Raw genomic sequence first — 22,006 nt, forward strand, 5'->3', positions numbered from 1 at the left:
AAGTTATTAGTGAGGAATAAAATTTTTATCAGTCAAAAGGATTAAATATTTTAATGTTAAATATATTATAATGTTTGGTATTTCTAGTAACTAATATCATATTATTTTGTTTTGCTTGTGCTGCTATTAAAACATCAATTGCATTAATACCGTCTATGATCATTAATTCATCCCATTCTTCACATATTGCTTTGTCAATATCAAGAATTCTCTCATTATAATCTATCAGTTATTTATAGTCTTTTATACTCATAATGACAACTGCGTCTTCACCTCTTTTTGTCATACACTGAGAGGAGTGCCATGCATGGCAATATCAATAATATTACTTAACTTATTCTTTGCTTCGTATAACTGCCATTTATTCATAATAAACCCTAATATAGCTAGATTGTCTAGATTATTATAATATAAAGATTTAAAAAATATTTTTTATTAATTTAAGAGACTAATAATACTCCTTGCCGATCTCGATCTTAGGGCGATCATTTGCTACTCGCCAATCGTTAGTATCACGGAAAGAATAAACACAACCGCAAAATTCTTGCTTATAAAAATGCTCTTCTTTAGCGATTTCATACATACGACTAGCACCACCGTCTTTACGCCAATTATAAGTCCAATAGGTTATCCCTGCATAATGAGATGCCGCCCTAGTTCCTGATTCATTAATTTGGTTCATATCTTTCCATCTAGAAATACCAAGCGAGCTAGTTATAACTTTAAAGCCGTTCTCATAAGCATATAAAGCCGTACGCTCGAAACGCATATCAAAACACATTGTACAGCGTATACCTCTCTCAGGCTCAAATTCCATCCCTTTAGCTCTTCTAAACCAATTTTGTGGATCATAATCTGCGTCGATAAATTCTATATTATGCTTCTCGGCAAACTTAATATTTTCGTTCTTACGAAGCTCATATTCTTTTTTAGGGTGAATATTAGGATTGTAAAAAAAAAGTGTATATTTAATGTCGCTCTCTATCATTTTTTCCATTAAAGGACCAACGCAAGGAGCACAACAACAATGTAGTAAAACTTTGCTTTCACCGTTTGGTATTTCAAAAACTGCGCTCATCATAGAACCTAATTTACCAAATTCTTTTTATAAGTTTCTTTGTAGAATTTTAGAAGAATAGAAGACAATAATGCAAGTGCAATTAAATAATATGCAATAGCATAATTGTCTCCGGTCACTTTCGTTAATATCATTGCTAACATTGGAGCAGCACCACCAAATACAGCAGCTGCAAGGTTGTATGAAAGTGCAATGCCGGTAAATCTTACACTAGTCGGGAATATCTCTACTAAAACTTTTGGAATGGGTCCCATATAAATAGCGATAATTCCAGCAAATATTACTTGAGATATTATAGCTAAAGTAAAATTCATTGACCCTAAGGCTACAAAAATAGGATAGACTGATAAAATTAACAAGATAATCCAACATATTAGTACAGGACGCCTCCCAACCTTATCCGAAACATACGTAGATATAGGAAATACTGTCATCATTACGATTAATACTATACTACTAACAATTGTGCTTTGCTGATTAGTATAACCAAGCATTTGCATAAAATTACCGATAAAACCGTAGAAGTATAAAAAGGCGCAGTTACAGTAATATAAAGACCAAGTGCGATAATGAGTTCTTTTGGAGATTTAGTTAATGTTTCACACAAAGGAAAACGTGTTAACATGCCGTTCTCTTTAGCTTTTTTATAAATAGGGCTTGCTGCTAAATTTTTTCTGATATATAGACCTATAGAGCCAATAAATAATCCTGCGATAAAAGGTATTCTCCAACCCCATTCAAATAGCATATCGGCAGGCATAAAATAAGAAAAACCGGCAGAAGTTAGTAGCCCAAGAAGCATACCGCCACACATACTAACAAACGAGGCACTTCCTGCAATCCCTCTTTGCTCAAACGAAGCATGCTCTACTATATAAGAAATACAGCCGCTAAACTCACCTCCTAGAGAAAAACCTTGTATAAGCCTAATAATAGTCAAAATGATGGGGGCAGCAATTCCAATAGTGTGATAACTAGGGAGTAGCCCTATTCCTGTAGTCGGCACCGTCATAGTTATAATACCAATAACTAAAGCAGTGCGTCTACCGAATCTATCTCCGATATTACCGAAAATAATACCTCCGAGTGGACGCACTATAAAACCCGCAGCAAATACAGCAAACGTTAATGTATCACGCATTTCAGAATCAGGAAAAAAATGCTGCCCTATAATATAAGCAAATTGTGCATATAACGCATAATCAAACCACTCAGCAGCATTACCGATCATTCCCGGTATTATTACTTTTCTCATTAAGTTATTTTATTGATTTTAAAACAAGATAATAAAAGGAATATTGTACATTCTCAAGTAAAAATAACTTTATAGCTTCATTGTACAGCTCATTTATGTCATTCCTGCGAAAGTGGGGCGTTGTTGCGTGGACACCACCTCCGTCACTGCGAGCGGTCGAAGACCGTGCGTCAATCCAGTAAAAATAATTAAAAAAATGCTAAAAATTAGCATTTTTAACTGAATTGCTTCGTCACAACTTACAGTTTTTCCTCGCAATGACGAAAAAACTATCCATGGAATAACGCCAATGCCTCGCAGGAATGACATCGAGTAAGTCTTTCGAACCATACGGGCAACATCTACAGTCACTCGCAATTACGATACCCTATCTATATTTTTCATTAATCACTTTCTTAGTTAATTGAGCATTTATTTGAGAAGGAGAAACTTTAATATTTTGTTTAATGTTTTTTGTTTTTTCTTGAGATAGAAGACTTTCTTTATCATTTTGTAATGTTTTCATAAACTTATCTATATTGCTTTGTTCTAGTTTTATTGCATTATCATTATTTAAAATTAACCCTCCAATTTTTTCCCCAAGTTCGGGTGCATATCTGACAGCAAAAATTGATGCCGGTACAACTATGATAGAAAAAGCCGCTCCCGCAGTCGCAACACTAATTGCTCCGACTAGTAAAGCACAAACAGCACCGGCAATTTTTCCGGTTGCTTGTTTAAACATATTACTTTTTTGTGTAAATGCTAAAGACATTTCGAATATTTTATTAAATTCTTTCTTTATATAGATTGTTGCTTCATCAATATTATTATATTTCTTCATTGCATACATTACAGAAGCCTTAAATAATTTTTTATTAGATTCCGCATAGTTTATTATTTTGTCACAATTCTTCTCTTTTAAAAGAGTTTTAAATATATTTTTAACTTTTTCTTTTTCGGTACTATTTATTTTTTTATCTCCAAAATAAACCTCTACAAGATTTTCTGCTATTATATCTTGTGATTGCTGTAAAATATTATTCTTATTTTGCTCATTTTCATTTTCAGAAGTAATCATTATTGCAAATAACTCCAATGCTACGGAAAAATTATCATCATTAATAACCCGCATACCTAAATAATTTTTGAGTCTAGAAATACATTTATTAATATATTTTTCAGCTTCCGGCTTAGAATTAAGCCTTAGCGTATAATCTATAGCCAGCATATTTGCAATAGTAGAGCAAGTAGATTGCGTAAGATTATTGACAAAATTATTAACAATATCTTTTTTAAATAAATTAGTATTTATGTTATTAAGTACTATTGCATTATTCATTTTAGTAATTTATTTTGAGGCTAATTCTCTGATATATAATATCAATTTAGCATAAATAAGATTAGGAGCATGATTCACTGAAAGTTTATATATATTCTTGGGCGTTAACACTTCTTCATTACGCACTCGTACAAAAGATATAAGAGTATTAGGAGGCATATAAGAATAAATTTCAGAAAATATTTTTAAAAAAGTTACAAAATCTGCACATGCATATTTGATATTTATGCTATAATTATTTAGATGAATCGCTTCACCCTCTCCTCCTTCAATCGCTTGAACATTATTTTTAAAAAATACTGAACTTATAGATACGTCTATAGGTTCTACTAAATCATATTTAGTGCTTAAGCTTTTTATTTTAGGAATTAGTTTTTCATAATTTAAGCAACTCACATCACTTGGAAGGCTTAAATCTACATATTTTTTGTAAGATTCTAATATTTCTTCTTTAGAGTTAATTACAGAATAAAGCTTTAAAACTGCCTCTGTTAGATTTTCTTGTGAAACTTGTTTATCAAGAATAGATTTACTGTATTCTTGTTGGCAATTTTTTATTATCCAAATAGTTAAGGAAATAAAGAAGAAATATATAATAAATTGAAAGAATATAAGATTCTTTAAATACATAATATATTTTTCAAACATTATCTTTACCTTGGGTTATGAATGCTGTTGCATGACTTATGTCATGCCCGCATGGCATTGCCTGAGTTGTTCGGTTTTCCGTCATTGCGATAAGAACTACGTAGTAATGCAACGAAGCAATCCAGTAAAAAATTCTGATTTACAGAATTTTTGATTATTTTTTCTGGATTACCGCGTCGCTTCGCTCCTCGCAATGACGATGAGATATCCACACAACAATGCCTTCCCGCTTCCGCAGGAATGACCTAGAATACTAGGTCTTATTGTCAACTATATTAACCGATAAAGGAATTACTACCTTACCGAATATATCAAGTATTTTATCCTTATATATAACATAATCTATCTGCAAATTAGATAATTGATTTTTTACGTTTTGCATATGATCATCTAGCAGCTTTAGAGATTCATCTATCGACAGATTATTAGTATAATATTTAAGTATTAATTTGATTATTAATTGTCTCTTAGAAACTAATAAAACATTATCTATATTTGTTAATTCCCATTTAATTTCTTCTAATTTAAAAGCCGGATTTAAAGTAATTATAAGTCTGTTAAGCAAATCAAAGGGTAGCGGTACAGGTGTTTCTAGTAATTTTCCTATTACATATAAATCAGCGATGCTAGTAGTATTTTTAATATAAGGATATTTATATTTGATACTATCATATTCTTGGTTTGTTGCATAATATTTTTCATTAATAGAGTTTATATCTTTGTAATTCTGGTTTGTATTATATTTAATAATACAAACCACTAATATTAATATTATAAGTAATGCATTATATAATTTAAATGTCAGATCTTTTATAGTAACTAGTTTTTTTATTGATTTTAAATTATTATTATAAGCAGGAAAACTCTTATATTCTAGAAACAGCCTACTAATATTCGTATCTATAAATCTTTCTTTTTCTAGAGCTTGCGTGTTTAGTATATTATCAACCGGTATAAAGATTACAGGGCAATCTTCAAAATTTGTTGATTCTAATAAAGATTTTAACTCTTCATCTACTATAAGAATTATACAGGCTCTGTGGTCAAGATTACTTATATAGTTTTTAAATAATATAAAGCAATCATTAATTTCTTGTTCTATAATACCTTGAACATAGCCGGTTGTTTTATCAAATGGATACTCAAGATTTCTAATTGTTATTATATTATTTTTATGTTTGATAATAAATTTTATACCGCTAGCTTGTGATGCATATACACAAATTTGGAAATAATCATTATATTTATCATTTTCTATATTCTGAACTATTTTATTTATAATAACTTTTAGCTCTAACGTTAAAAAGTAAATGTCTTTTAAATCAAGCGATCTTTGATCTATAATGCATGAAATTATATCACTTAAAAGTGTTTCAAATGGACACGACATAATTAAAGTCGACCAAATTTCACTTGGTGTAGTAGTAATTTCGTAAACACAATGTGCTATAATATCTTCTTTATTAAAATAACCTTCGATAAATTGTTCAATAGGATCAAGTTTAACTATCGACTGTAATACAGGTATTTGATCGTGCCGTGTCTTACATTCGCTACCGTCAAGTAAAAAATAAATATCGCTTTTTGGAAATTTACTAAAAAAGTTTTTATAAGGATTTAAGTCTATCTGTTCCTGAGTAGGGATAAATAATTTATCTAATAATTTATTATCAAGAAAAGTACTAAGAAATACACCTTGATTACCTAGTAACAGCACGATCTTTTTTCTTTTGAAAGAAAATATCTTTAATTTTGTTAAAAAATTAACAAAATCTAATTTGCTCGAATCAAAAATATTTTTCATAAATAAATTTATTTTAATCATAATTCAGTGTATTTTACTATATGCAAAGTCAGACCTGCGTAACATTGTTGCGTGGACTGATTTTCTGTTGTCATCCCGCGACTTGATCGCGAGATCCAACTTTAAAAAATACATAATAATACTAATATTTTTATGGACCCCGTGGTCAAGCCACGTGCTGATACGGTGGATTTTACCGATCCACAAAGGAATGACATAATATTAAATAATATATCGTACCATGACTAAATTTACCACCGAAGAAGTTAGAAGTAAATTCATAACTTACTTTAAAACAAATAATCATACACATGTACCGGCTAGCTCGTTAATTCCACACAATGACCCTAGCTTAATGTTTGTTAATTCCGGAATGGTACAATTTAAAAATGTTTTTACTGGACAAACAAAAAGACCTTATCACACAGCAGTAACTAGTCAAAAATCTGTTAGAGCCGGCGGTAAACATAACGACCTTGAGAATGTCGGTTATACAGCAAGACATCATACATTTTTTGAAATGCTAGGTAATTTTTCATTCGGTGACTATTTTAAAGAACAAGCAATATATTACGCCTGGAATTTATTGACTAAAGAATTTGAACTCCCAAAAGACAAGCTGTATGCAACAATTTATCATACTGATGACGAAGCGGCTTCTTGTTGGAAAAAAATAGCAGGTTTTGGGGATGATCGCATAATAAAGATTAAAACAAACGATAATTTTTGGTCTATGGGAGATACTGGTCCTTGTGGTCCTTGCTCTGAAATTTTTTATGACCACGGAGAACAAATATACGGCGGGCTACCTGGCACTAAGTACGAAGACGGTGACAGATTTATCGAAATTTGGAATATGGTATTTATGCAATATGAACAAATCGATAAAGATACTAGAATAGAGTTACCGCAAAAATCTATCGATACCGGTATGGGTCTTGAGCGTATGACTGCAGTATTACAGCATGTTAGCAACAATTATGACATAGATTTATTTCAGGAAATAATTAATTTTACCGAAAATATAGTAAAAGTGAAAATTGAGGGAGAAGCTAAATTTTCTTACCGAGTTATTGCCGACCACTTACGAGCAAGTAGCTTTTTAATAGCTGACGGCGTTATTCCTTCAAATGAGGGGCGTGGTTACGTACTTCGACGTATTATGAGGCGAGCCATGAGGCATGCCCATATGCTCGGATCACAAGAGCCGTTAATGTATAAATTACTGCCAAAACTTGTTGATTTAATGGGGAGTGTTTATCCTGAACTTAAGAGAGCAGAAAGCTTTATCAGCAGAATCTTAGAACAAGAAGAAATTAGGTTTAAAACTACTTTAGAACGTGGATTAAAGCTACTGACCGAAGAAACAGAAACGCTAAAGAAAGGTAATGAATTATCAGGAGAAATAGCGTTTAAACTATATGATACTTACGGATTTCCGCTTGATTTAACCGAAGATATTCTAAAAAACCGTGATATCTCCATCGATCATAAGGGGTTTGAAGAGCAAATGCTCGCACAAAAAGAACGTGCTAGAAAAGCTTGGCTTGGCTCCGGTGAATCAAAAACCGATCAGTTGTGGTTTGACATCAAAGAGCAGCATGGTAGCACGGAGTTTTTAGGATATACGCTTAATGAAGCAGAATGTAAAATAATTGCATTAATTAAAGATAATAATTTAGTTAATGATATAAAAAAGATAGATACGCAATTTCTGCTAATCAGCAACCAAACACCTTTTTACGGTGAGTCCGGCGGTCAGATGGGTGACATTGGAACGATATTTGCAAAAGATTCTGATATAGAAGTAATAGATACTTTAAAATATTTAGGCTCTATTATAGCCCATAAATGTATTTTGAAAAAGGGCCAGATTAACGTAGGTGATAGTGCTAATTTTAGTATAGACATCAAATATAGACAAAATTTAAGGATTCACCACTCGGCCACGCATATATTACATGCAGTACTACATGAGGTACTTGGTCAACATGTTACACAAAAAGGTTCGTTAGTCGCTCCGACTTATTTACGTTTTGATATTAGCCATTCTAAAGCTGTGACTCATGAAGAAATCACTTCAATCGAAGATAAGGTAAATGAGATTATTAGAGATAATCATGAAGTAAATACTACATTAATGACAACTGAAGATGCAGTTAAACAAGGAGTTATGGCACTTTTTGGTGAGAAGTACGACTCTGAGGTAAGAGTAGTTAAGATGGGTGAGACTTCTTTAGAATTATGTGGCGGTACGCATGTTAGACGTACCGGTGATATCGGATCTTTTAAAATTACAAGCGAAAGTGCTATAGCAGCAGGTGTTCGTAGAATTGAAGCAGTTTGCGGTGAATTCGTAATTAAATTAATTAGAGAAAAGGATAGTTTACTTAAATCTATAGAAAACAGTTTAAAGACTAACAAAAACGAACTTGTTACTAAGGTTAATAATACCCTAGAGCGTAATAAGGAACTTGAGAAAGAGTTAGAAAAAACTCATTTAGCTCGTTTAGATTTAAGTATAGAGCAAATTGAAAAGCAAGCTGAGGATATAAAAGGAGTTAAGTTAATTTATCGACATATAGAGAATTTAGACAATAAAGTATTGCGTCAGGCTGCAGCAAATTTAACGAACAAAGTAGAAGATTTAATAGTAGTATATATTACGGGTAATAACGATAAATTATCTATTACGGTTGCGGTGAGTAAAGCTATAACAGACAAATACAATGCATGTATAATTGCAAAAGAACTCTCTTTATTCTTGGGGGGCAGCGGCGGAGGTGGACAAGCAAGCCTTGCTCAAGCCGGAGGAAGCGATATAGGCAAGTTAACTAACATCCATGAAAAATTATACAGTTTTATAACAGCGTCGTAATATACTAATTTAGGATGTGGTTGCGAGCAGTGGTATCGTTGTTGCATAACACATTTTATGTCATTCTCGCGTCGGCTGGAATCCAGAAAAAAGTATAAATACAGCAAATTTTTGAAATTAAAATCTTGCTTTATGCCATTGATTCCCGCCTCCGTAGGAATGACATCTAGGACTTTTTAAAATTGTCCGGTACTATGGACTTGATCGCAGGATTCACACTTGTTTTCTTATGGATACCGTGGTCAAACCACGGGATGACAGAGGTAAAATTGATCCACACTGGCAATGCTTCGCAGGAATGACATCGGTACCCACACAACCGTATATTATCGTTAAATATCCAAGTACTTCTACTAATTTATGGTTATTAGCAAAATTTCCTGCCTCATCATGATTGCCGTAATGATCAAAATTTATTAATATCTCTTCTTGAGAATTTTTATAAATTAGATTTGTAAATAAACACATGTCACGGTCAAATTTAGCTTCTACTGCTTTATTTTGTAAAAATTTAATTCCATTGATGCTTGTTTTAGACAATATGTAATACCTTTTTCTATAGCTTGAGTAAAAGAATCAATTAAATTAATATCTAATGTTTTCTTGATGTCTTCAGAAATTTTTGCAAAGCAATTTAAACCTTTATATTTGCCTACAAAATAAGACTCATCTTTTTTAATGTTCTGTTTATTAACATTCCAATTACTAACAATTTGGTTATTAGTGATTTTTTAGCTCATTTCAAAAAGTTTTTGTTGTTTTAGCCGTTGATATTTCTTTTGCATCATATTGCTCAATAAGCTCGTCTATATTTTCTGCTTTGTTATCTGTAGAGTAATTTGCAGAAATTTCTTGCTGTTTTTCTTCGGTTAATTGATTTGCATATTCTTGGGCTTTTTCTTTATTAAATAATAATAAAGAAAAAGCTATACCTATTTCTAAAGTTTCTTCATTTTTTTTGGTCATATTTTAAAAGGTTGTCTACCTTTTCAGGAATAGAGTTAAATTCTTAATTAGCAATTAAAACAGTACTCGAGATATTAATTAAATCAGCAGCTTCTTTTCCATCTAGATGATTGCTATCAATAATAATTTGTGAAACTTCAATATCCTCTTCTAATCCAAATAAAGCTTTAAATTGCCATAAATATTTATTTTGGAATTATTGTGCATTAGGGCTTTTTTTTTACAATATCAAATTGTTTAGTGTAGAGAGCTTGAAAACAATGATGTATTATCACTACAATCATTAATAAGTTTGTTCAGAACCTTAGCTTCATCAGCCTTAAAAAACTTACCTTCATTAAATTTAGCTACATATTCTAAACTTTTAATTAGAGAATTGAAGCATGTAGGTATTGCAATTTTATTAATTGATGCTAATCCTTTTGTAGAAACAGTAGGAAGATCTTGAGATATCTTTAATAAGTGTTTTAAATCTTTATATGTTAAGTAATTTATAGAAAAGCAGCTCAATAGTATTTTTTGCAGATTGATAATCTGCTTTATTGAAATATGCGATTCCAAGGTTATGATAACAATTACCTATATCTGTATATATATTTTTGTTTGCTAAATCCTCATTATCCATATTCACTAATTTACTTTTTAGCAACTTTATTACTTGATCAGCATCGTTTTTTGATAACAAAGCATCTGAAAAGTTTAACAATGCACAAAAATTTTGTTGACAGTGTGTTTCTAATAAAAGATACTAAGTTGGTAATGATTCAGATAGCTTCGTTATATTTAGGGCATTGATTAAAAAAAAAGCTAAGTTTACATCAGCAGTTTTTAATACATCTTTTATTAATTCTTCAGCTAGTTGGTCATGATTATTTTTTATGGCAATATTTATAGCATCACGCATAGCTTCGATTTTTAGAAATATAACTCTCCCGACATCTAAATTACTAATTTTTTTAGGTTACAGTTCGCATGTATAAAATTTCTTCTCTATTTTATACACAAAAATTTTTTTCAGATAATTTTTTAATCTGATATTTATCAAGTAGTGTATTACATTTTACACCCTAATACCGACGATTAATAAATAATTTTGTCATAACATTTTGTATAATAAGTTATTGCGTTATATTTAGATGTATCATTAATTAAGTAATTAACAACTTCTACCGTAATTTTAATATTTTTTACGAAGTCAATAGAATCCTGTAATGCCATAGCATAAAATTCGTCTGCTTGTAACATTTGTGTAAATTGTTTAAAATTACTACTATTACTACTATCTAAAAGAATTGATTTATTTTCAGAAAAAGTAATAGCTTGGAGATGATTTGGTGTAGATTGGAGAGTTTCTTGGTTCATCATAATTGATAATTGCTTGGAGGATTATATACTAATTTTGATTTTTTGTAAAGAACGTTAATATTCAAGTTCCCACTGTGAAATGAAGACTATCGTTGTTAAGAGCTATTACAAGTAGATCAGAGTTATTATATAACACTCATAATAGTTATTAATACTCTGTTTTCACAAAATAAAGTCCATAGGCAGGGGCGGTAAGACCAGCAGCTTTTCTATCTTTAGCTTCTAGAACATCTTTAATATGCTCTGCTTGCCAAATATTCTTACCAACAAGCACTAAACTACCAACAATGTTACGCACCATATGATGTAAAAATGATGGGGCTGAAAGATATAATTTTATTTCTTCGTCTCCTTTAACAATGTTAAGTTCAGTTAAAGTTTTAATCGGTGATTTTGATTGACATGAGCTAGCCCTAAATGAAGTAAAATCATGTTTGCCTAATAGATAAGCTGCAGCTTTTTGCATAGCTAGAACATCTAGAGGTGAACTAATCCACCATGCTCTATTTAAATCAATTACCGATGGATAAGGTCTATTAATAATTCTATATATATAATGACGAGAGGTGGCTGAAAATCTTGCATGAAAATCATTTAGGACTATTGCACAATGCCATACCACTACTGCATAAGGTCTTGCAAAATAGTTAATAGCCGTAATAATTTTGTGAGGTTCTAAATATTTTGAAAGATCAAAATGTGCTACTTGACCTATAGCATGAACACCGGCATCTGTTCTTCCTGACCCAAATAATATTACCTGTTCACCAGAAAATTTATAAATCGCTTCTTCTAATATCTGCTGTACCGACATTACTCCTGCTTGTCTTTGCCAACCTGCAAGATTCGTGCCTAAATATTCAATGGTGATCTTATATCGATACATAAAGAAGATTGTTATTGTCATTCCTATGGAAGGATACCTAAGCCGTCATTGCGAGAAGAATTACGCAGTAATTTGACAATGCAATCCAGCAAAAAAATCTGTAAATTAGAATTATTTTATTATTTTTCTGGATTGCCACGTCGGTTCGCTCCTCGCAATGACGATTTGGTATCCATGCAAAAAACCACAGGATGACATACAAGTATTATCATGCCTCTAGTAAATCTGATGGATTACCTTCACCACGCTTTCCACCGCTTCTAAAGCTATTAAGTTTTTTGGATCTAATAGGATGTTGTAACTTTCTTAAAGCTTTTGACTCGATTTGTCTTATACGTTCTCTAGTTACCTTAAATTGCTGCCCTACTTCTTCTAATGTATGGTCAGTATTCATACCTATACCGAAACGCATTCTAAGCACTCTTTCTTCACGAGGCGTAAGGGTTGCAAGTACTCTAGTGGTAACTTCTCGTAAATTTGACTGAATCGCTGCATCAATCGGTGCTATTGCATTCTTATCTTCGATAAAATCGCCTAATTGACCGCCGTCACTATCATCACCTACTGGATTCTCAAGACTTATAGGTTCTTTAGCTATTTTCATAACTTTACGCACTTTATCAAGCGGCATTGAAAGACGATTAGCGATTTCCGTTGCCGTTGGTTCGTATCCAAGTTCATTAAGCATTTGTCTTGAAGTACGCAGTATCTTATTAATTGTTTCAATCATATGCACAGGAATACGTATAGTCCTTGCTTGATCTGCAATAGCTCTTGTTATAGCCTGTCTAATCCACCAAGTAGCATAGGTAGAGAATTTATAACCACGGCGATATTCAAATTTATCCACCGCTTTCATAAGTCCTATATTACCCTCTTGAATTAAATCTAAAAACTGCAACCCTCTATTAGCATATTTTTTAGCGATAGATATAACTAAACGTAAATTCGCTTCTATCATATCCTTTTTTGCTTGCAGTGTTTGTCTCTCACTTTTTTGTATAGTATTCACTAGTTTTTTAAAATCATTAACTAAAAGACCGGTATTAGATTCTATAACCGATAATTCAGCAATCATTTGATCTATATAATCCGATTCTTTAGTAATTAACTCTTTCCAAGCGACTTTTTTATTTTTCAGCATTTTTTCTTTCCATGCTGCATTGATAACCGATCCTATATATTCATCGAGGAAATTTTGGCGCGTTACTCCATATTTTTCAGCAAGTTTTAAAAAAGCTGTTTCTTTATTAATTAAATCACGATTTATTCCATACATCTTACCTAAAATTTCTTCCGTTCTTTTAGAATTAAAATGTATTTCCGAAACTTCATGTAATAATAATTCCAAATTATTATTATATTTTTTGCTATTTTGTAAAACTTTAGGTTCAAAAGATTTTTCATAACATTTTTTAGCTTCAATGAGTAGCTCTTCGCAGATAAAAGAAATCTTTTTCATACGCTCTATGATATTAGGTAATATCTGCGTTTCTACTCTAGACATAGATAGGTGATTATCATCATGCTCTTCTCCTTCGGTCTCACTACTATGTTCTTCATCATTTTCGGGTGTTTCGTCATGTAAAATGTTAGCTTCTAAATCTATCAGGTCACGTAGTAACATTTTTTCATTAACTAAATCTTCATACCATACTATAAAACAACGCATAGCAATAGGGCTTCTGCATAAGGAAGCAGTCATTGTTTTGCGTCCTTCCTCAATCCTTTTTGCGATTTCTACTTCGTGTTCACGAGTTAAAAGATCGACTCCTCCCATATCCTTAAGATATAATCTTACAGGATCATCGGTAGTACCTATATTTTCTTCTTCTGCTTCATCTTCAGGTTCATTATCAATATTGGTAGATAGCTTAAATTCTTCATCCATTCCGATATCAAGCTTAATATCATCATCTTCGTTAGATTCTAAAATATCTACTCCCGCATCGGAAAATTTTAATATAGCTTCTTCTAATTGTCTTATTGAAGGATTTTCATTAAGAGGAAGAGCTTTGTTTATATCATCATAAGTGACAGGTATCTTTTTAGATTTAGCTTTTTTAAGTAAACTATCTATTTGATCTAGATCATTGTCTATATTGCTATTGCTCATTAAATACCTATATGCTTTTTCTTTTACAAGAAGTTTGAAATAATTAATTTATCGTGTGATTAATAAAAGATTCGTTTAAAACTTGAAGTTCATTTGCAATCTTCAGAATTTCTTTTTTATATACTAAAACTTTTTCAAAGTCGTGATTGTCTGTACTGTTTATGGTAATAGCGTATTCTTGTTGTAAATTTATTAGATAATATTTCTTATGTAGCCACTGCCATAATAAATCCAGTCTGATATTATTTTTATTAAATGAGATATCTAAAAACAAATTATCCGTTTTTGATAATAATAAAAAAATATCAAAAAAGCTAGTTTTTTCTACAATTGCAGTAATTTCACTTGCTTCTACATTATTATCTATAATCTCGTTTAAATACCAGTTACGAAATTCTTCAAGCGATTTATTATTAAAATTTAAATTTAAGATGAAATCTCTAATATCTTTTTCTTCAAGCATTATAGGAAATTTAACCAACAAAGCACAAAAAGCGTGTTCTAGTATTTCAAGCTCCGAATAGCCGTGACTTGAAACTATAGGCGCTAAATTTGAGCTTTTAGTTATAATTTTCTTCTGCTTTGTGACTAAATTTTGCCATATTTGATCTTTAAAAAACCTGTAATAACTTGCTTTTAAATTACTATCTGATATTTTATTGCAGTAATCTTTTAAATTTTTCTCTAAATTAGCTTTTTCTTCTGCGGTTTTAAAATTCTTGCCGCTATATTCAATATGCCAAATCATTTCTGATAGACTTATTCTTTGATCTATAAGCTTTGCAACAAAATCAGCACCATGTTTATTTACTGCATCGTCTGGATCAAGTCCTCTTGGTAACCTAATAAAAGAAATTTTCTTTTCACTATTAATAAGCGGTAATGCTAAGTTAATAGTTCTTATGCTAGCTTTTATGCCTGCATTATCTCCATCAAGACATAATATAATTTCATCGCCGGCACGCCATAATTTATGTAAGTGATTCTCGGTAACGCTAGTACCGAGACTCGCAACCGCTTCACTAAAGCCTGCTTGATGTAGTGCTATAACATCAAAATAACCTTCTACTAAAATCGAATGATTTTTTTTATAGCTACTGCTTATCGCTTTATGCTCACCGTATAGAGTTTCACTTTTTTGAAATACTGTAGTTTCAGGTGAATTTAAGTATTTAGGTAGCCCTTCCCCAAGTACCCTACCGCCAAAGCCTACAATTTTATTGTAAATATTTCTAATTGGAATAGTAATACGGTTAGAAAATAAATTATATATTTCACCGTTTTCTCGTTTACCTATTAAGCCGGCTTTGCCGAGTTTTATAATATCTATATTTTTATCACGAAAAAATTTTTCAAATTTATTATTTCTTGGAGCAAAACCTATTGAGAATTCTTTTATTGTCGTTTCGGTAATATTTCTTTGGTGTAGATAATTTAATATTTCAGGCGTTAATTGCTTTATAAAAAATTTATTAGCAAGCTCTAAAATATTTAAAATTTCATCGGATTCTTCATAAAATTCTTTCTGTTTCGTAGTTAATTTCGGTATCTCTATACCGTAATCGGTTGCAAGCTTTATAGCAGATTCATTATAGGATAGACCGCTAATATTAGAAGTAAATTTTATAACGTCACCAGCTGCTTTACAGCCAAAACAATAGAAAAATCTCTTACTATCACTAACTGTAAAAGATGGGGTCTTTTCTTGATGGAAAGGACATAAACCGACATAGTTACCGGATTTTCTGGTTAAAACTACTTTTTGCCGCACTACATCAAATATGTTAATACGGTTTCTTAAGAACTCATAAAATTCCGGTGCAACTCTCATTATATTACAATATGTAGGAAAGCATAGCTGTAGAAAAACAATAAGAAAGTGGTATAGACAAATTATCGTTAATTCTTAAATCTTTTGAATAAAATTCAGTTGCCGTAGCCCCTATACAACTTATTATAATAATAATAAAACTTGTATTATATCCTAAATAGAAATACACTAATACACTTATAAAAATTGCAGAAGCTAAGAAGGTAACAGAACCTGCTATAGATTTACCGTTACCTAAGCTATTTCCTATTTTAACGCCGACAAGAGCCGCTAAACAATCTGAAATAATTAAAATCAACCACGAACAAATCACTAAATTTTTGGGAAAAAGAAGAGCAGTTAAGAAAAGACCAAGCATCATAAAGCTAATGCCGCTTAAAGTACAATAACCATTATTTTCTTCGAACCTTATAACTTTTGAGAAAAATTTAGTTACAAATTCACTAATTTTTGCATTATTATGACGTGATACATCTAAATATAATGTAACAGCCGTTATTATGAATAATAACAACGTAATAACGGTTCTTGGAATAAATAAATAAAGCAGAGGAAATATTATAGCCGATAAGTGAAAAATTTTACGGTTTTTCTCAAAGTCAAAATCTTTAATTTCCATAGGATTACTAATTTGTTGCTATTGTTTATGAAAAATAATACCTACGTCATTACAAGCAAGAATTGATATTGTTGCATAACTCAAAAAAACGCGTTCGATACAATCCCCGCGTAGACGTGGATCCAGAATAAATAACTTTAATACTAATATAGCAAGTTACATATTTGATAAAATAAGCATATAAAAACTTGTTTTTATATGCTTTACTGGATTCCTGCCTTCGCGTGAATGACATCTAAATTTAAAACTCACTGTTTTCAGGCAGTGCCAAACAATTAAAAAGGCTTATTTGACAAATTTAACTATTACAAATATACTTGTTGAAATCTATATTATTGAAAATAGTATACTAAAATTACTAAATCTATACAATATAATTATGAATACAAAATTTCCTATCACCGCTAAAGGTTTTGAAAAATTAGAACACGAGCTTAAACATTTAAAACATGTAGAGCGTAAAAAAATTAGTGAAGATATATCCGAAGCGCGAGAACACGGCGATTTATCAGAGAATGCAGAATATGAAGCGGCACGTGAGAAACAAGCATTTATAGAAGGGCGTATTAAAGAGCTTGAAGATATGACGGCAAGAGCAGAAATTATTGATATTGGTAAATTATCAGGAGATAACATAAAATTCGGAGCTACGGTTACTTTGATTGACGACGATACTGAAGAAGAAGTAACATATATTATTGTAGGAGAATATGAAGCCGATATAACTAGAAAGAGAGTTTCAATCGCTTCTCCTATAGCAAAAGCTTTGATTGGAAAATCGGTAGGTGATTTTGTAGAAGTTACAACACCGAGAGGATCTAAATCATACGAAGTAGTTACCGTTGAATATAAAGAACTGGAGTTGTAATTTGACTTGTTCGTCATTGCGAGGAAAAGCTGTAAGTTGTGACGAAGCAATCCAGTTAAAAATTCTGATTTACAGAATTTTTTTGTTTTTCTGGATTGCCACGTCGATTTGATCCTCGTAATGACGGTTCTGATATCCACGCAACAACGCAAATATTACATTATAATTACTTCTTTTTAAACATCTCGAGCATTCTTTTTGTTACTATAAATCCGCCGAAGATATTTATAGAAGCAATCAGCGTTGCAAAATACCCAAGTAAACCGTGAAACCCAAAAGCAGGGCTACTTGCGGCAATCATAGAACTAAGAACTATAATACCTGAAATAGCGTTAGTAATAGACATAAGCGGAGTATGTAGTGCAGGCGTTACTTTCCACACAACATAATAGCCTACAAAAGAAGCTAATACAAAAACAGTTATAGCAAATACTAGAGGATCTATAGTACTTGTGTTTGTTTGCCAACTAGTATCTATTACCAAATCTTTTAATTTATTTGATAATTCTTGGGTATTATGGGCAATTTCAGCAGCCTGTTTAGCCATTATCGGTAATTGATTCATACTTTTCTCTTGGTTATTTTTTCATTTTCATTGCGAGGAGATGCACCAGCATCGACGCGGCAATCCAGTTAAATAATTACTTAACCTTCTCACTCACAATTTTGCCGTCTTTAGTAATCAACATATCACGTACTAACCCATCATCCATATTAAATTTACCGTCTTGCAACGCATAGGTTAGAAAATTATACAAATTCTTAGCATATAATTTTGAGCTGTCTGTAGCAATTTTAGTAGCAAGGTTTGATAAACCTATTATTGTAACTCCGTGCTTATTAACGATCTTATCCGGTTCTGAACCTTCTACGTTTCCGCCTGTACTAGTCGATATATCAACAATCACTGAGCCATACTTCATAGATTCTAACATTTTTTCTGTAACAAGCAGAGGGGCTTTTTTGCCTGGAATTTGTGCAGTAGTAATAACTATATCATATCCTTTAATAATTTTTGCTAGAAACTCTGCTTGTTTCGCCTTATAATCTCCCGAACTCTCATTAGCATAACCTGATTTATCTTGTAAATCTTCTTGTAGTTCCAGTGAAACAAACTTAGCTCCTAAGCTTTCTACCTGCTCTTTGGTAGCAGCCCTTACATCATATCCTGCAACAATACTACCGAGTCTTTTTGCCGTTGCAATAGCTTGGAGTCCTGCAACACCGATACCAAGCACCAAAGTTTTGCACGGTGAAATCGTACCTGCTGCCGTCATCATCATAGGAAAAGCCCTTGTATAATGATAGCTTGCTTCAATTACGGCTCTATAACCAACTAAGTTACTTTGAGAAGACAAAGCATCCATATTTTGAGCTTTAGTAATTCTCGGCACAAATTCCATAGCAAAAGTCGTAAGATTTTTTTTAGCTGCCGCTTTTATATATTCATGATTTAAATAAGGCGATAATAATCCTACAATAATTGCTCCTTTTTTTGCGAATTCAAGCTCACTATATTTATCCGTAACGGATGAAGGTTGTACCTTTAATATAATATCGGCATCAGAAATAATCTCGAGTGGTACCGAAGATATTTTAGCACCTCGAGCAATATACTCTTCATCAAGAAAACCGGCATGAAGACCTATATCTTTTTCTACCGTAACTGCATAACCTTTTTTGACTAGTAACTCCGCTACTTCAGGCGTTATGGCGGCACGCGATTCATGCTTGGCTTTTTCTTTTAAAGCAACGATTTTCATAAATATCATTTGTTTTAACAAAATAACTAAGGTATTTTAAACATAATTTAAAATATAAAACAATAAAAATGAAAAAAATATTCTTAGTTATTATTTGTGTTTTTATAAATTCAGTCGTAGCGTTTGGAGGAGCGGATGATAAAACAACTATTTCAGAGCTAAAAACTTATTTACGTACTATAAAATCAATTGCGATAGATTTTACTCAAGAAGATTCGTACGGTAAAATAGTTGAAGGAAAATTGTTAATCCACAAACCTTATAATTTTAGATGTAATTATTATCCTCCTTTCCCTTTAGTTATAATAGGTACTAAAAATTTCGTATCGATGTATGATTATGATATGGAGCAAGTAAGCCGTATTAATAGAAGCGAAAATGCATTGAATTTTTTATTAGAAGATAATAAGCATTTTGACAAGGATTTTGTTTTTGAATCAGTAATTAACGAAAGAAATATTTCTAAAATTACTATCTATCATACTCTAACGGAAAAACGTAGCGAAATTACTTTTAATAAAGCTACTAAACAAATTGAAGCATTAAAAATATTTGCAGATAATAATATAGTCACTATTACTTTTGATAAAATAGCTAAAGTACAAAAATTTTCCGATGATTTGTTTAAATTAAAAAACCCTGCGATATTTGGTCCTCCTGAAAGATTAACAAAATCGGAAATAGAAAAAAAATATATTGTTTCTTGAAAATAAACAGACTATGTTAGTAATGCTGGTAGTGGGCGTTGTGCCTGCTTAGTCGGTCAGGTCTGAAAGGAAGCAGCCGGAGTGGGATGCGGTGGGTCATTACTAGCACTATTCTAATTTCGATGTCATTCCCGCGCAGTTCAGTAAAACACACTGTGTTACCACATAGCTTGACCACGTGGTCCATAAAAACAATTCAAAATACTAATGCTTTTGGTATTTTTAACTGGATCCTGTGGTCAAGCCACGGGATGTGAAGACAGAGGTGGAATTGATCCACGCAACAACGCACGAAAGCGGGAATGACATAGAGAATTACACAATAACACCGGTTTTTAGCTAGAATGCCATAAAAAGTCTTATAACAATCGTGCTATATATAAATTCATCAAATCAATATATTCCTTTTGCAAGGAAATATCGTCCTAGTAACTTTGCCGAGCTTCAGGGGCAAGAGGTATTAGTCAAAGTTTTAAGCTATACTATTTTAAACGATAGGCTAGCCGGAGGCTATCTTTTAACGGGTATTAGAGGAGTCGGTAAAACTACTTCCGCCCGAATTATTGCTAAAGCCGTAAACTGTTCTGCTTTAATTACAGAAAATACGACTATTAAAACATGCGAAGAATGTACAAATTGTATCAGCTTTAATAATCATAATCACCCTGATATAATCGAAATTGACGCAGCAAGTAAAACTAGCGTAGATGATATACGTAGAATTATAGAATCTGCTGAATATAAACCTCTACAAGGTAAACATAAAATCTTCATCATTGATGAGGTGCATATGCTCTCTAAGGGAGCGTTTAATGCACTTCTTAAGACTTTAGAAGAACCGCCGCCTCATATAATATTTATCTTTGCAACAACGGAAGTACAAAAGATACCTGCAACTATCATCTCAAGATGTCAACGTTATGATTTAAGGCGGTTGAATTTTGAAGAAATTTTTAAGCTACTTGAATATATAGCTAAGCAAGAAAACTTAAAAACCGATATAGAATCTTTAAGAATTATAGCTTATAAGTCTGAAGGATCGGCACGTGATGCAGTATCTATTTTAGATCAAGCAGCTAGTATGTCGGCGAAATCTGATAATATCATTAGCCCTCAAGTAATTAATCAAATACTTGGGCTTGTTGATACTTCGGTTATAATAGAATTTGTGGAGTATATAATTCATAGAGAGACGGAAAAAGCTATAAATTTAATAAATAAACTTTACGGTTTTTCTGTTAATCTTGAGATTTTTATAGAATCGGTAGCAGATTTTATTGCTTATCTTAACAAAGCAAAAATGTTACATAATTATAGTTTACCGATATATGAATCATTTAACGATAGGACTAACAGCATATTAGATACAATCAGCTTGCCACATCTATCAATCTTATGGCAAATATATAATAAGGGAGTAGTGGAAATAAAAAGTTCCTATAATCAACTAACAGAAACGGAAATGTTAGTTATAAAATCTATATATTCGACGTCGCTGCCGCTGCTTGACGATTCTGATGGTAATAATCAAAATTTAAATCAATCAATTAATCCGGAAATAAAAAAAAATTTTGAAATTGTAGATTTTCTTAAATATCTATATAAAAATAATGAGATAGATATATATTATTTCCTACTCAATCATGCGGAGCTTAAAAATCTCAGTGATAATAGATTAGAGTTCTGCAGTCTTGAAATTAAAAGTAAATTAAAGAAACAAATAGAAGATTTGTTAGCTGATTTTACTAAAGAAAAGTGTAAATTTATAGTAATAAAAGAGCAGAACAAGCAAACCTTAAAGAGCCAGTTAATAGATAAGATTGCAGCAAGTAATGATTTTGGTTTAATTAAAAAACATTTCCCGAATGCGGAAATTTCAGATATATTACTTAAAAATTAAA

20 protein-coding genes, 1 other RNA gene and 3 pseudogenes are annotated in these 22,006 nt (G+C 31.6%); 6 read left to right on the forward strand and 18 right to left on the reverse strand.

The annotated features are described in order from the left end of the window. Positions 1 to 28: 28 nt before the first annotated feature. From A1C_RS08980 to A1C_RS05910, 7 genes and pseudogenes are all read right to left on the reverse strand, one after another. A pseudogene (locus A1C_RS08980) lies at positions 29 to 229 on the reverse strand (PIN domain-containing protein); the annotation flags it as partial. A gap of 3 nt (positions 230 to 232) precedes the next feature. Continuing rightward, positions 233 to 369, reverse strand: a pseudogene (locus tag A1C_RS08985) (type II toxin-antitoxin system Phd/YefM family antitoxin); the annotation flags it as partial. Between the two features lie 79 nt (positions 370 to 448). After that, complete coding sequence (locus tag A1C_RS05890; protein ID WP_012150171.1) at positions 449 to 1,078, reverse strand: epoxyqueuosine reductase QueH; 630 nt, start codon at positions 1,076 to 1,078, stop codon at positions 449 to 451. Between the two features lie 8 nt (positions 1,079 to 1,086). Beyond that, positions 1,087 to 2,333 (reverse strand): annotated as a pseudogene (locus A1C_RS07905) (MFS transporter). A 367-nt stretch (positions 2,334 to 2,700) separates the two neighbouring features. Beyond that, positions 2,701 to 3,654: an RP853 family protein gene (locus A1C_RS05900; RefSeq protein WP_012150174.1), complete on the reverse strand. Its 954-nt coding sequence runs from the start codon at positions 3,652 to 3,654 to the stop codon at positions 2,701 to 2,703. A gap of 9 nt (positions 3,655 to 3,663) precedes the next feature. After that, on the reverse strand, positions 3,664 to 4,302 hold the full coding sequence (locus A1C_RS05905) for a hypothetical protein (RefSeq protein ID WP_012150175.1): 639 nt from the start codon (positions 4,300 to 4,302) through the stop codon (positions 3,664 to 3,666). 253 nt (positions 4,303 to 4,555) lie between these two features. Beyond that, positions 4,556 to 6,127, reverse strand: a complete 1,572-nt coding sequence (locus A1C_RS05910; protein ID WP_012150176.1) for a hypothetical protein — start codon at positions 6,125 to 6,127, stop codon at positions 4,556 to 4,558. A 220-nt stretch (positions 6,128 to 6,347) separates the two neighbouring features. Here A1C_RS05910 and alaS point away from each other — a divergent pair, with 220 nt between their 5' ends. After that, positions 6,348 to 8,984, forward strand: a complete 2,637-nt coding sequence (gene alaS / locus A1C_RS05915) for an alanine--tRNA ligase (RefSeq protein WP_012150177.1) — start codon at positions 6,348 to 6,350, stop codon at positions 8,982 to 8,984. A 213-nt stretch (positions 8,985 to 9,197) separates the two neighbouring features. Here alaS and A1C_RS05920 read toward each other — a convergent pair whose 3' ends face one another. After that, positions 9,198 to 9,524, reverse strand: coding sequence for a hypothetical protein (locus tag A1C_RS05920; RefSeq protein WP_012150178.1), 327 nt, complete (start codon positions 9,522 to 9,524; stop codon positions 9,198 to 9,200). Between the two features lie 201 nt (positions 9,525 to 9,725). After that, entirely contained in the window at positions 9,726 to 9,950 is a 225-nt protein-coding gene (locus A1C_RS05925) for a hypothetical protein (protein WP_012150179.1), read from the reverse strand. 292 nt (positions 9,951 to 10,242) lie between these two features. Here A1C_RS05925 and A1C_RS08990 point away from each other — a divergent pair, with 292 nt between their 5' ends. Continuing rightward, positions 10,243 to 10,398: a hypothetical protein gene (locus tag A1C_RS08990; RefSeq protein ID WP_232279112.1), complete on the forward strand. Its 156-nt coding sequence runs from the start codon at positions 10,243 to 10,245 to the stop codon at positions 10,396 to 10,398. 27 nt (positions 10,399 to 10,425) lie between these two features. Here A1C_RS08990 and A1C_RS05930 read toward each other — a convergent pair whose 3' ends face one another. The 7 genes from A1C_RS05930 to A1C_RS05955 all read right to left on the reverse strand — a co-directional run bounded on the left by A1C_RS05930 (position 10,426) and on the right by A1C_RS05955 (position 16,767). Next, complete coding sequence (locus tag A1C_RS05930) at positions 10,426 to 10,656, reverse strand: hypothetical protein (protein WP_012150181.1); 231 nt, start codon at positions 10,654 to 10,656, stop codon at positions 10,426 to 10,428. A gap of 42 nt (positions 10,657 to 10,698) precedes the next feature. Continuing rightward, positions 10,699 to 10,854: a hypothetical protein gene (locus tag A1C_RS07915; protein WP_012150182.1), complete on the reverse strand. Its 156-nt coding sequence runs from the start codon at positions 10,852 to 10,854 to the stop codon at positions 10,699 to 10,701. A 176-nt stretch (positions 10,855 to 11,030) separates the two neighbouring features. After that, positions 11,031 to 11,312: a hypothetical protein gene (locus A1C_RS05935; RefSeq protein ID WP_232279113.1), complete on the reverse strand. Its 282-nt coding sequence runs from the start codon at positions 11,310 to 11,312 to the stop codon at positions 11,031 to 11,033. A 151-nt stretch (positions 11,313 to 11,463) separates the two neighbouring features. Continuing rightward, positions 11,464 to 12,201 (reverse strand): tRNA pseudouridine(38-40) synthase TruA, encoded by a 738-nt coding sequence (truA, locus tag A1C_RS05940; protein ID WP_012150184.1) that lies wholly within the window; start codon positions 12,199 to 12,201, stop codon positions 11,464 to 11,466. A gap of 208 nt (positions 12,202 to 12,409) precedes the next feature. Further along, a complete protein-coding gene (rpoD, locus tag A1C_RS05945; RefSeq protein ID WP_012150185.1) occupies positions 12,410 to 14,317 on the reverse strand; it encodes an RNA polymerase sigma factor RpoD in 1,908 nt (635 codons plus the stop codon). A 43-nt stretch (positions 14,318 to 14,360) separates the two neighbouring features. Continuing rightward, complete coding sequence (dnaG, locus tag A1C_RS05950) at positions 14,361 to 16,148, reverse strand: DNA primase (protein ID WP_012150186.1); 1,788 nt, start codon at positions 16,146 to 16,148, stop codon at positions 14,361 to 14,363. Positions 16,149 to 16,152: 4 nt separating this feature from the next. After that, positions 16,153 to 16,767 carry a diacylglycerol/polyprenol kinase family protein gene (locus A1C_RS05955; RefSeq protein ID WP_012150187.1) on the reverse strand — a complete coding sequence of 205 codons (615 nt, stop codon included), beginning with the start codon at positions 16,765 to 16,767 and terminating at the stop codon, positions 16,153 to 16,155. A gap of 379 nt (positions 16,768 to 17,146) precedes the next feature. Here A1C_RS05955 and greA point away from each other — a divergent pair, with 379 nt between their 5' ends. Then, positions 17,147 to 17,635 (forward strand): transcription elongation factor GreA, encoded by a 489-nt coding sequence (gene greA, locus A1C_RS05960; protein WP_041816870.1) that lies wholly within the window; start codon positions 17,147 to 17,149, stop codon positions 17,633 to 17,635. A gap of 166 nt (positions 17,636 to 17,801) precedes the next feature. Here the strand turns inward: greA and A1C_RS05965 are convergent, their stop codons facing one another. Then, positions 17,802 to 18,200, reverse strand: coding sequence for an NAD(P) transhydrogenase subunit alpha part 2 (locus tag A1C_RS05965; RefSeq protein WP_012150189.1), 399 nt, complete (start codon positions 18,198 to 18,200; stop codon positions 17,802 to 17,804). Between the two features lie 76 nt (positions 18,201 to 18,276). After that, positions 18,277 to 19,398: an NAD(P) transhydrogenase subunit alpha gene (locus A1C_RS05970; RefSeq protein WP_012150190.1), complete on the reverse strand. Its 1,122-nt coding sequence runs from the start codon at positions 19,396 to 19,398 to the stop codon at positions 18,277 to 18,279. Positions 19,399 to 19,466: 68 nt separating this feature from the next. Between A1C_RS05970 and A1C_RS05975 the strand changes: the two genes are divergently transcribed. From A1C_RS05975 to dnaX, 3 genes are all read left to right on the forward strand, one after another. Beyond that, on the forward strand, positions 19,467 to 20,105 hold the full coding sequence (locus A1C_RS05975) for an outer-membrane lipoprotein carrier protein LolA (RefSeq protein WP_012150191.1): 639 nt from the start codon (positions 19,467 to 19,469) through the stop codon (positions 20,103 to 20,105). A 20-nt stretch (positions 20,106 to 20,125) separates the two neighbouring features. Next, positions 20,126 to 20,219, forward strand: an RNA gene (ffs, locus tag A1C_RS07440) — signal recognition particle sRNA small type. Between the two features lie 256 nt (positions 20,220 to 20,475). Then, positions 20,476 to 22,005 carry a DNA polymerase III subunit gamma/tau gene (gene dnaX, locus A1C_RS05980; protein WP_012150192.1) on the forward strand — a complete coding sequence of 510 codons (1,530 nt, stop codon included), beginning with the start codon at positions 20,476 to 20,478 and terminating at the stop codon, positions 22,003 to 22,005. Position 22,006: the final 1 nt, after the last annotated feature.

Origin of the sequence: Rickettsia akari str. Hartford, from assembly GCF_000018205.1 — a bacterium.
GTDB classification, from domain to species: domain Bacteria; phylum Pseudomonadota; class Alphaproteobacteria; order Rickettsiales; family Rickettsiaceae; genus Rickettsia; species Rickettsia akari.

Excerpts from the sequence above, each read along its gene's own strand:
- A1C_RS05975 (WP_012150191.1), top strand. The coding sequence starts at position 19,467 with ATGAAAAAAATATTCTTAGTTATTATTTGTGTTTTTATAAATTCAGTC.
- A1C_RS05970 (WP_012150190.1), bottom strand. The coding sequence starts at position 19,398 with ATGAAAATCGTTGCTTTAAAAGAAAAAGCCAAGCATGAATCGCGTGCC.
- A1C_RS05965 (WP_012150189.1), bottom strand. The coding sequence starts at position 18,200 with ATGAATCAATTACCGATAATGGCTAAACAGGCTGCTGAAATTGCCCAT.
- truA (WP_012150184.1), bottom strand. The coding sequence starts at position 12,201 with ATGTATCGATATAAGATCACCATTGAATATTTAGGCACGAATCTTGCA.
- A1C_RS05925 (WP_012150179.1), bottom strand. The coding sequence starts at position 9,950 with ATGACCAAAAAAAATGAAGAAACTTTAGAAATAGGTATAGCTTTTTCT.
- rpoD (WP_012150185.1), bottom strand. The coding sequence starts at position 14,317 with ATGAGCAATAGCAATATAGACAATGATCTAGATCAAATAGATAGTTTA.
- A1C_RS05905 (WP_012150175.1), bottom strand. The coding sequence starts at position 4,302 with ATGTTTGAAAAATATATTATGTATTTAAAGAATCTTATATTCTTTCAA.
- alaS (WP_012150177.1), top strand. The coding sequence starts at position 6,348 with ATGACTAAATTTACCACCGAAGAAGTTAGAAGTAAATTCATAACTTAC.
- A1C_RS07915 (WP_012150182.1), bottom strand. The coding sequence starts at position 10,854 with ATGCGTGATGCTATAAATATTGCCATAAAAAATAATCATGACCAACTA.
- greA (WP_041816870.1), top strand. The coding sequence starts at position 17,147 with ATGAATACAAAATTTCCTATCACCGCTAAAGGTTTTGAAAAATTAGAA.
- A1C_RS05900 (WP_012150174.1), bottom strand. The coding sequence starts at position 3,654 with ATGAATAATGCAATAGTACTTAATAACATAAATACTAATTTATTTAAA.
- A1C_RS05890 (WP_012150171.1), bottom strand. The coding sequence starts at position 1,078 with ATGAGCGCAGTTTTTGAAATACCAAACGGTGAAAGCAAAGTTTTACTA.
- A1C_RS05910 (WP_012150176.1), bottom strand. The coding sequence starts at position 6,127 with ATGATTAAAATAAATTTATTTATGAAAAATATTTTTGATTCGAGCAAA.
- A1C_RS05935 (WP_232279113.1), bottom strand. The coding sequence starts at position 11,312 with ATGAACCAAGAAACTCTCCAATCTACACCAAATCATCTCCAAGCTATT.
- A1C_RS05955 (WP_012150187.1), bottom strand. The coding sequence starts at position 16,767 with ATGGAAATTAAAGATTTTGACTTTGAGAAAAACCGTAAAATTTTTCAC.
- dnaG (WP_012150186.1), bottom strand. The coding sequence starts at position 16,148 with ATGAGAGTTGCACCGGAATTTTATGAGTTCTTAAGAAACCGTATTAAC.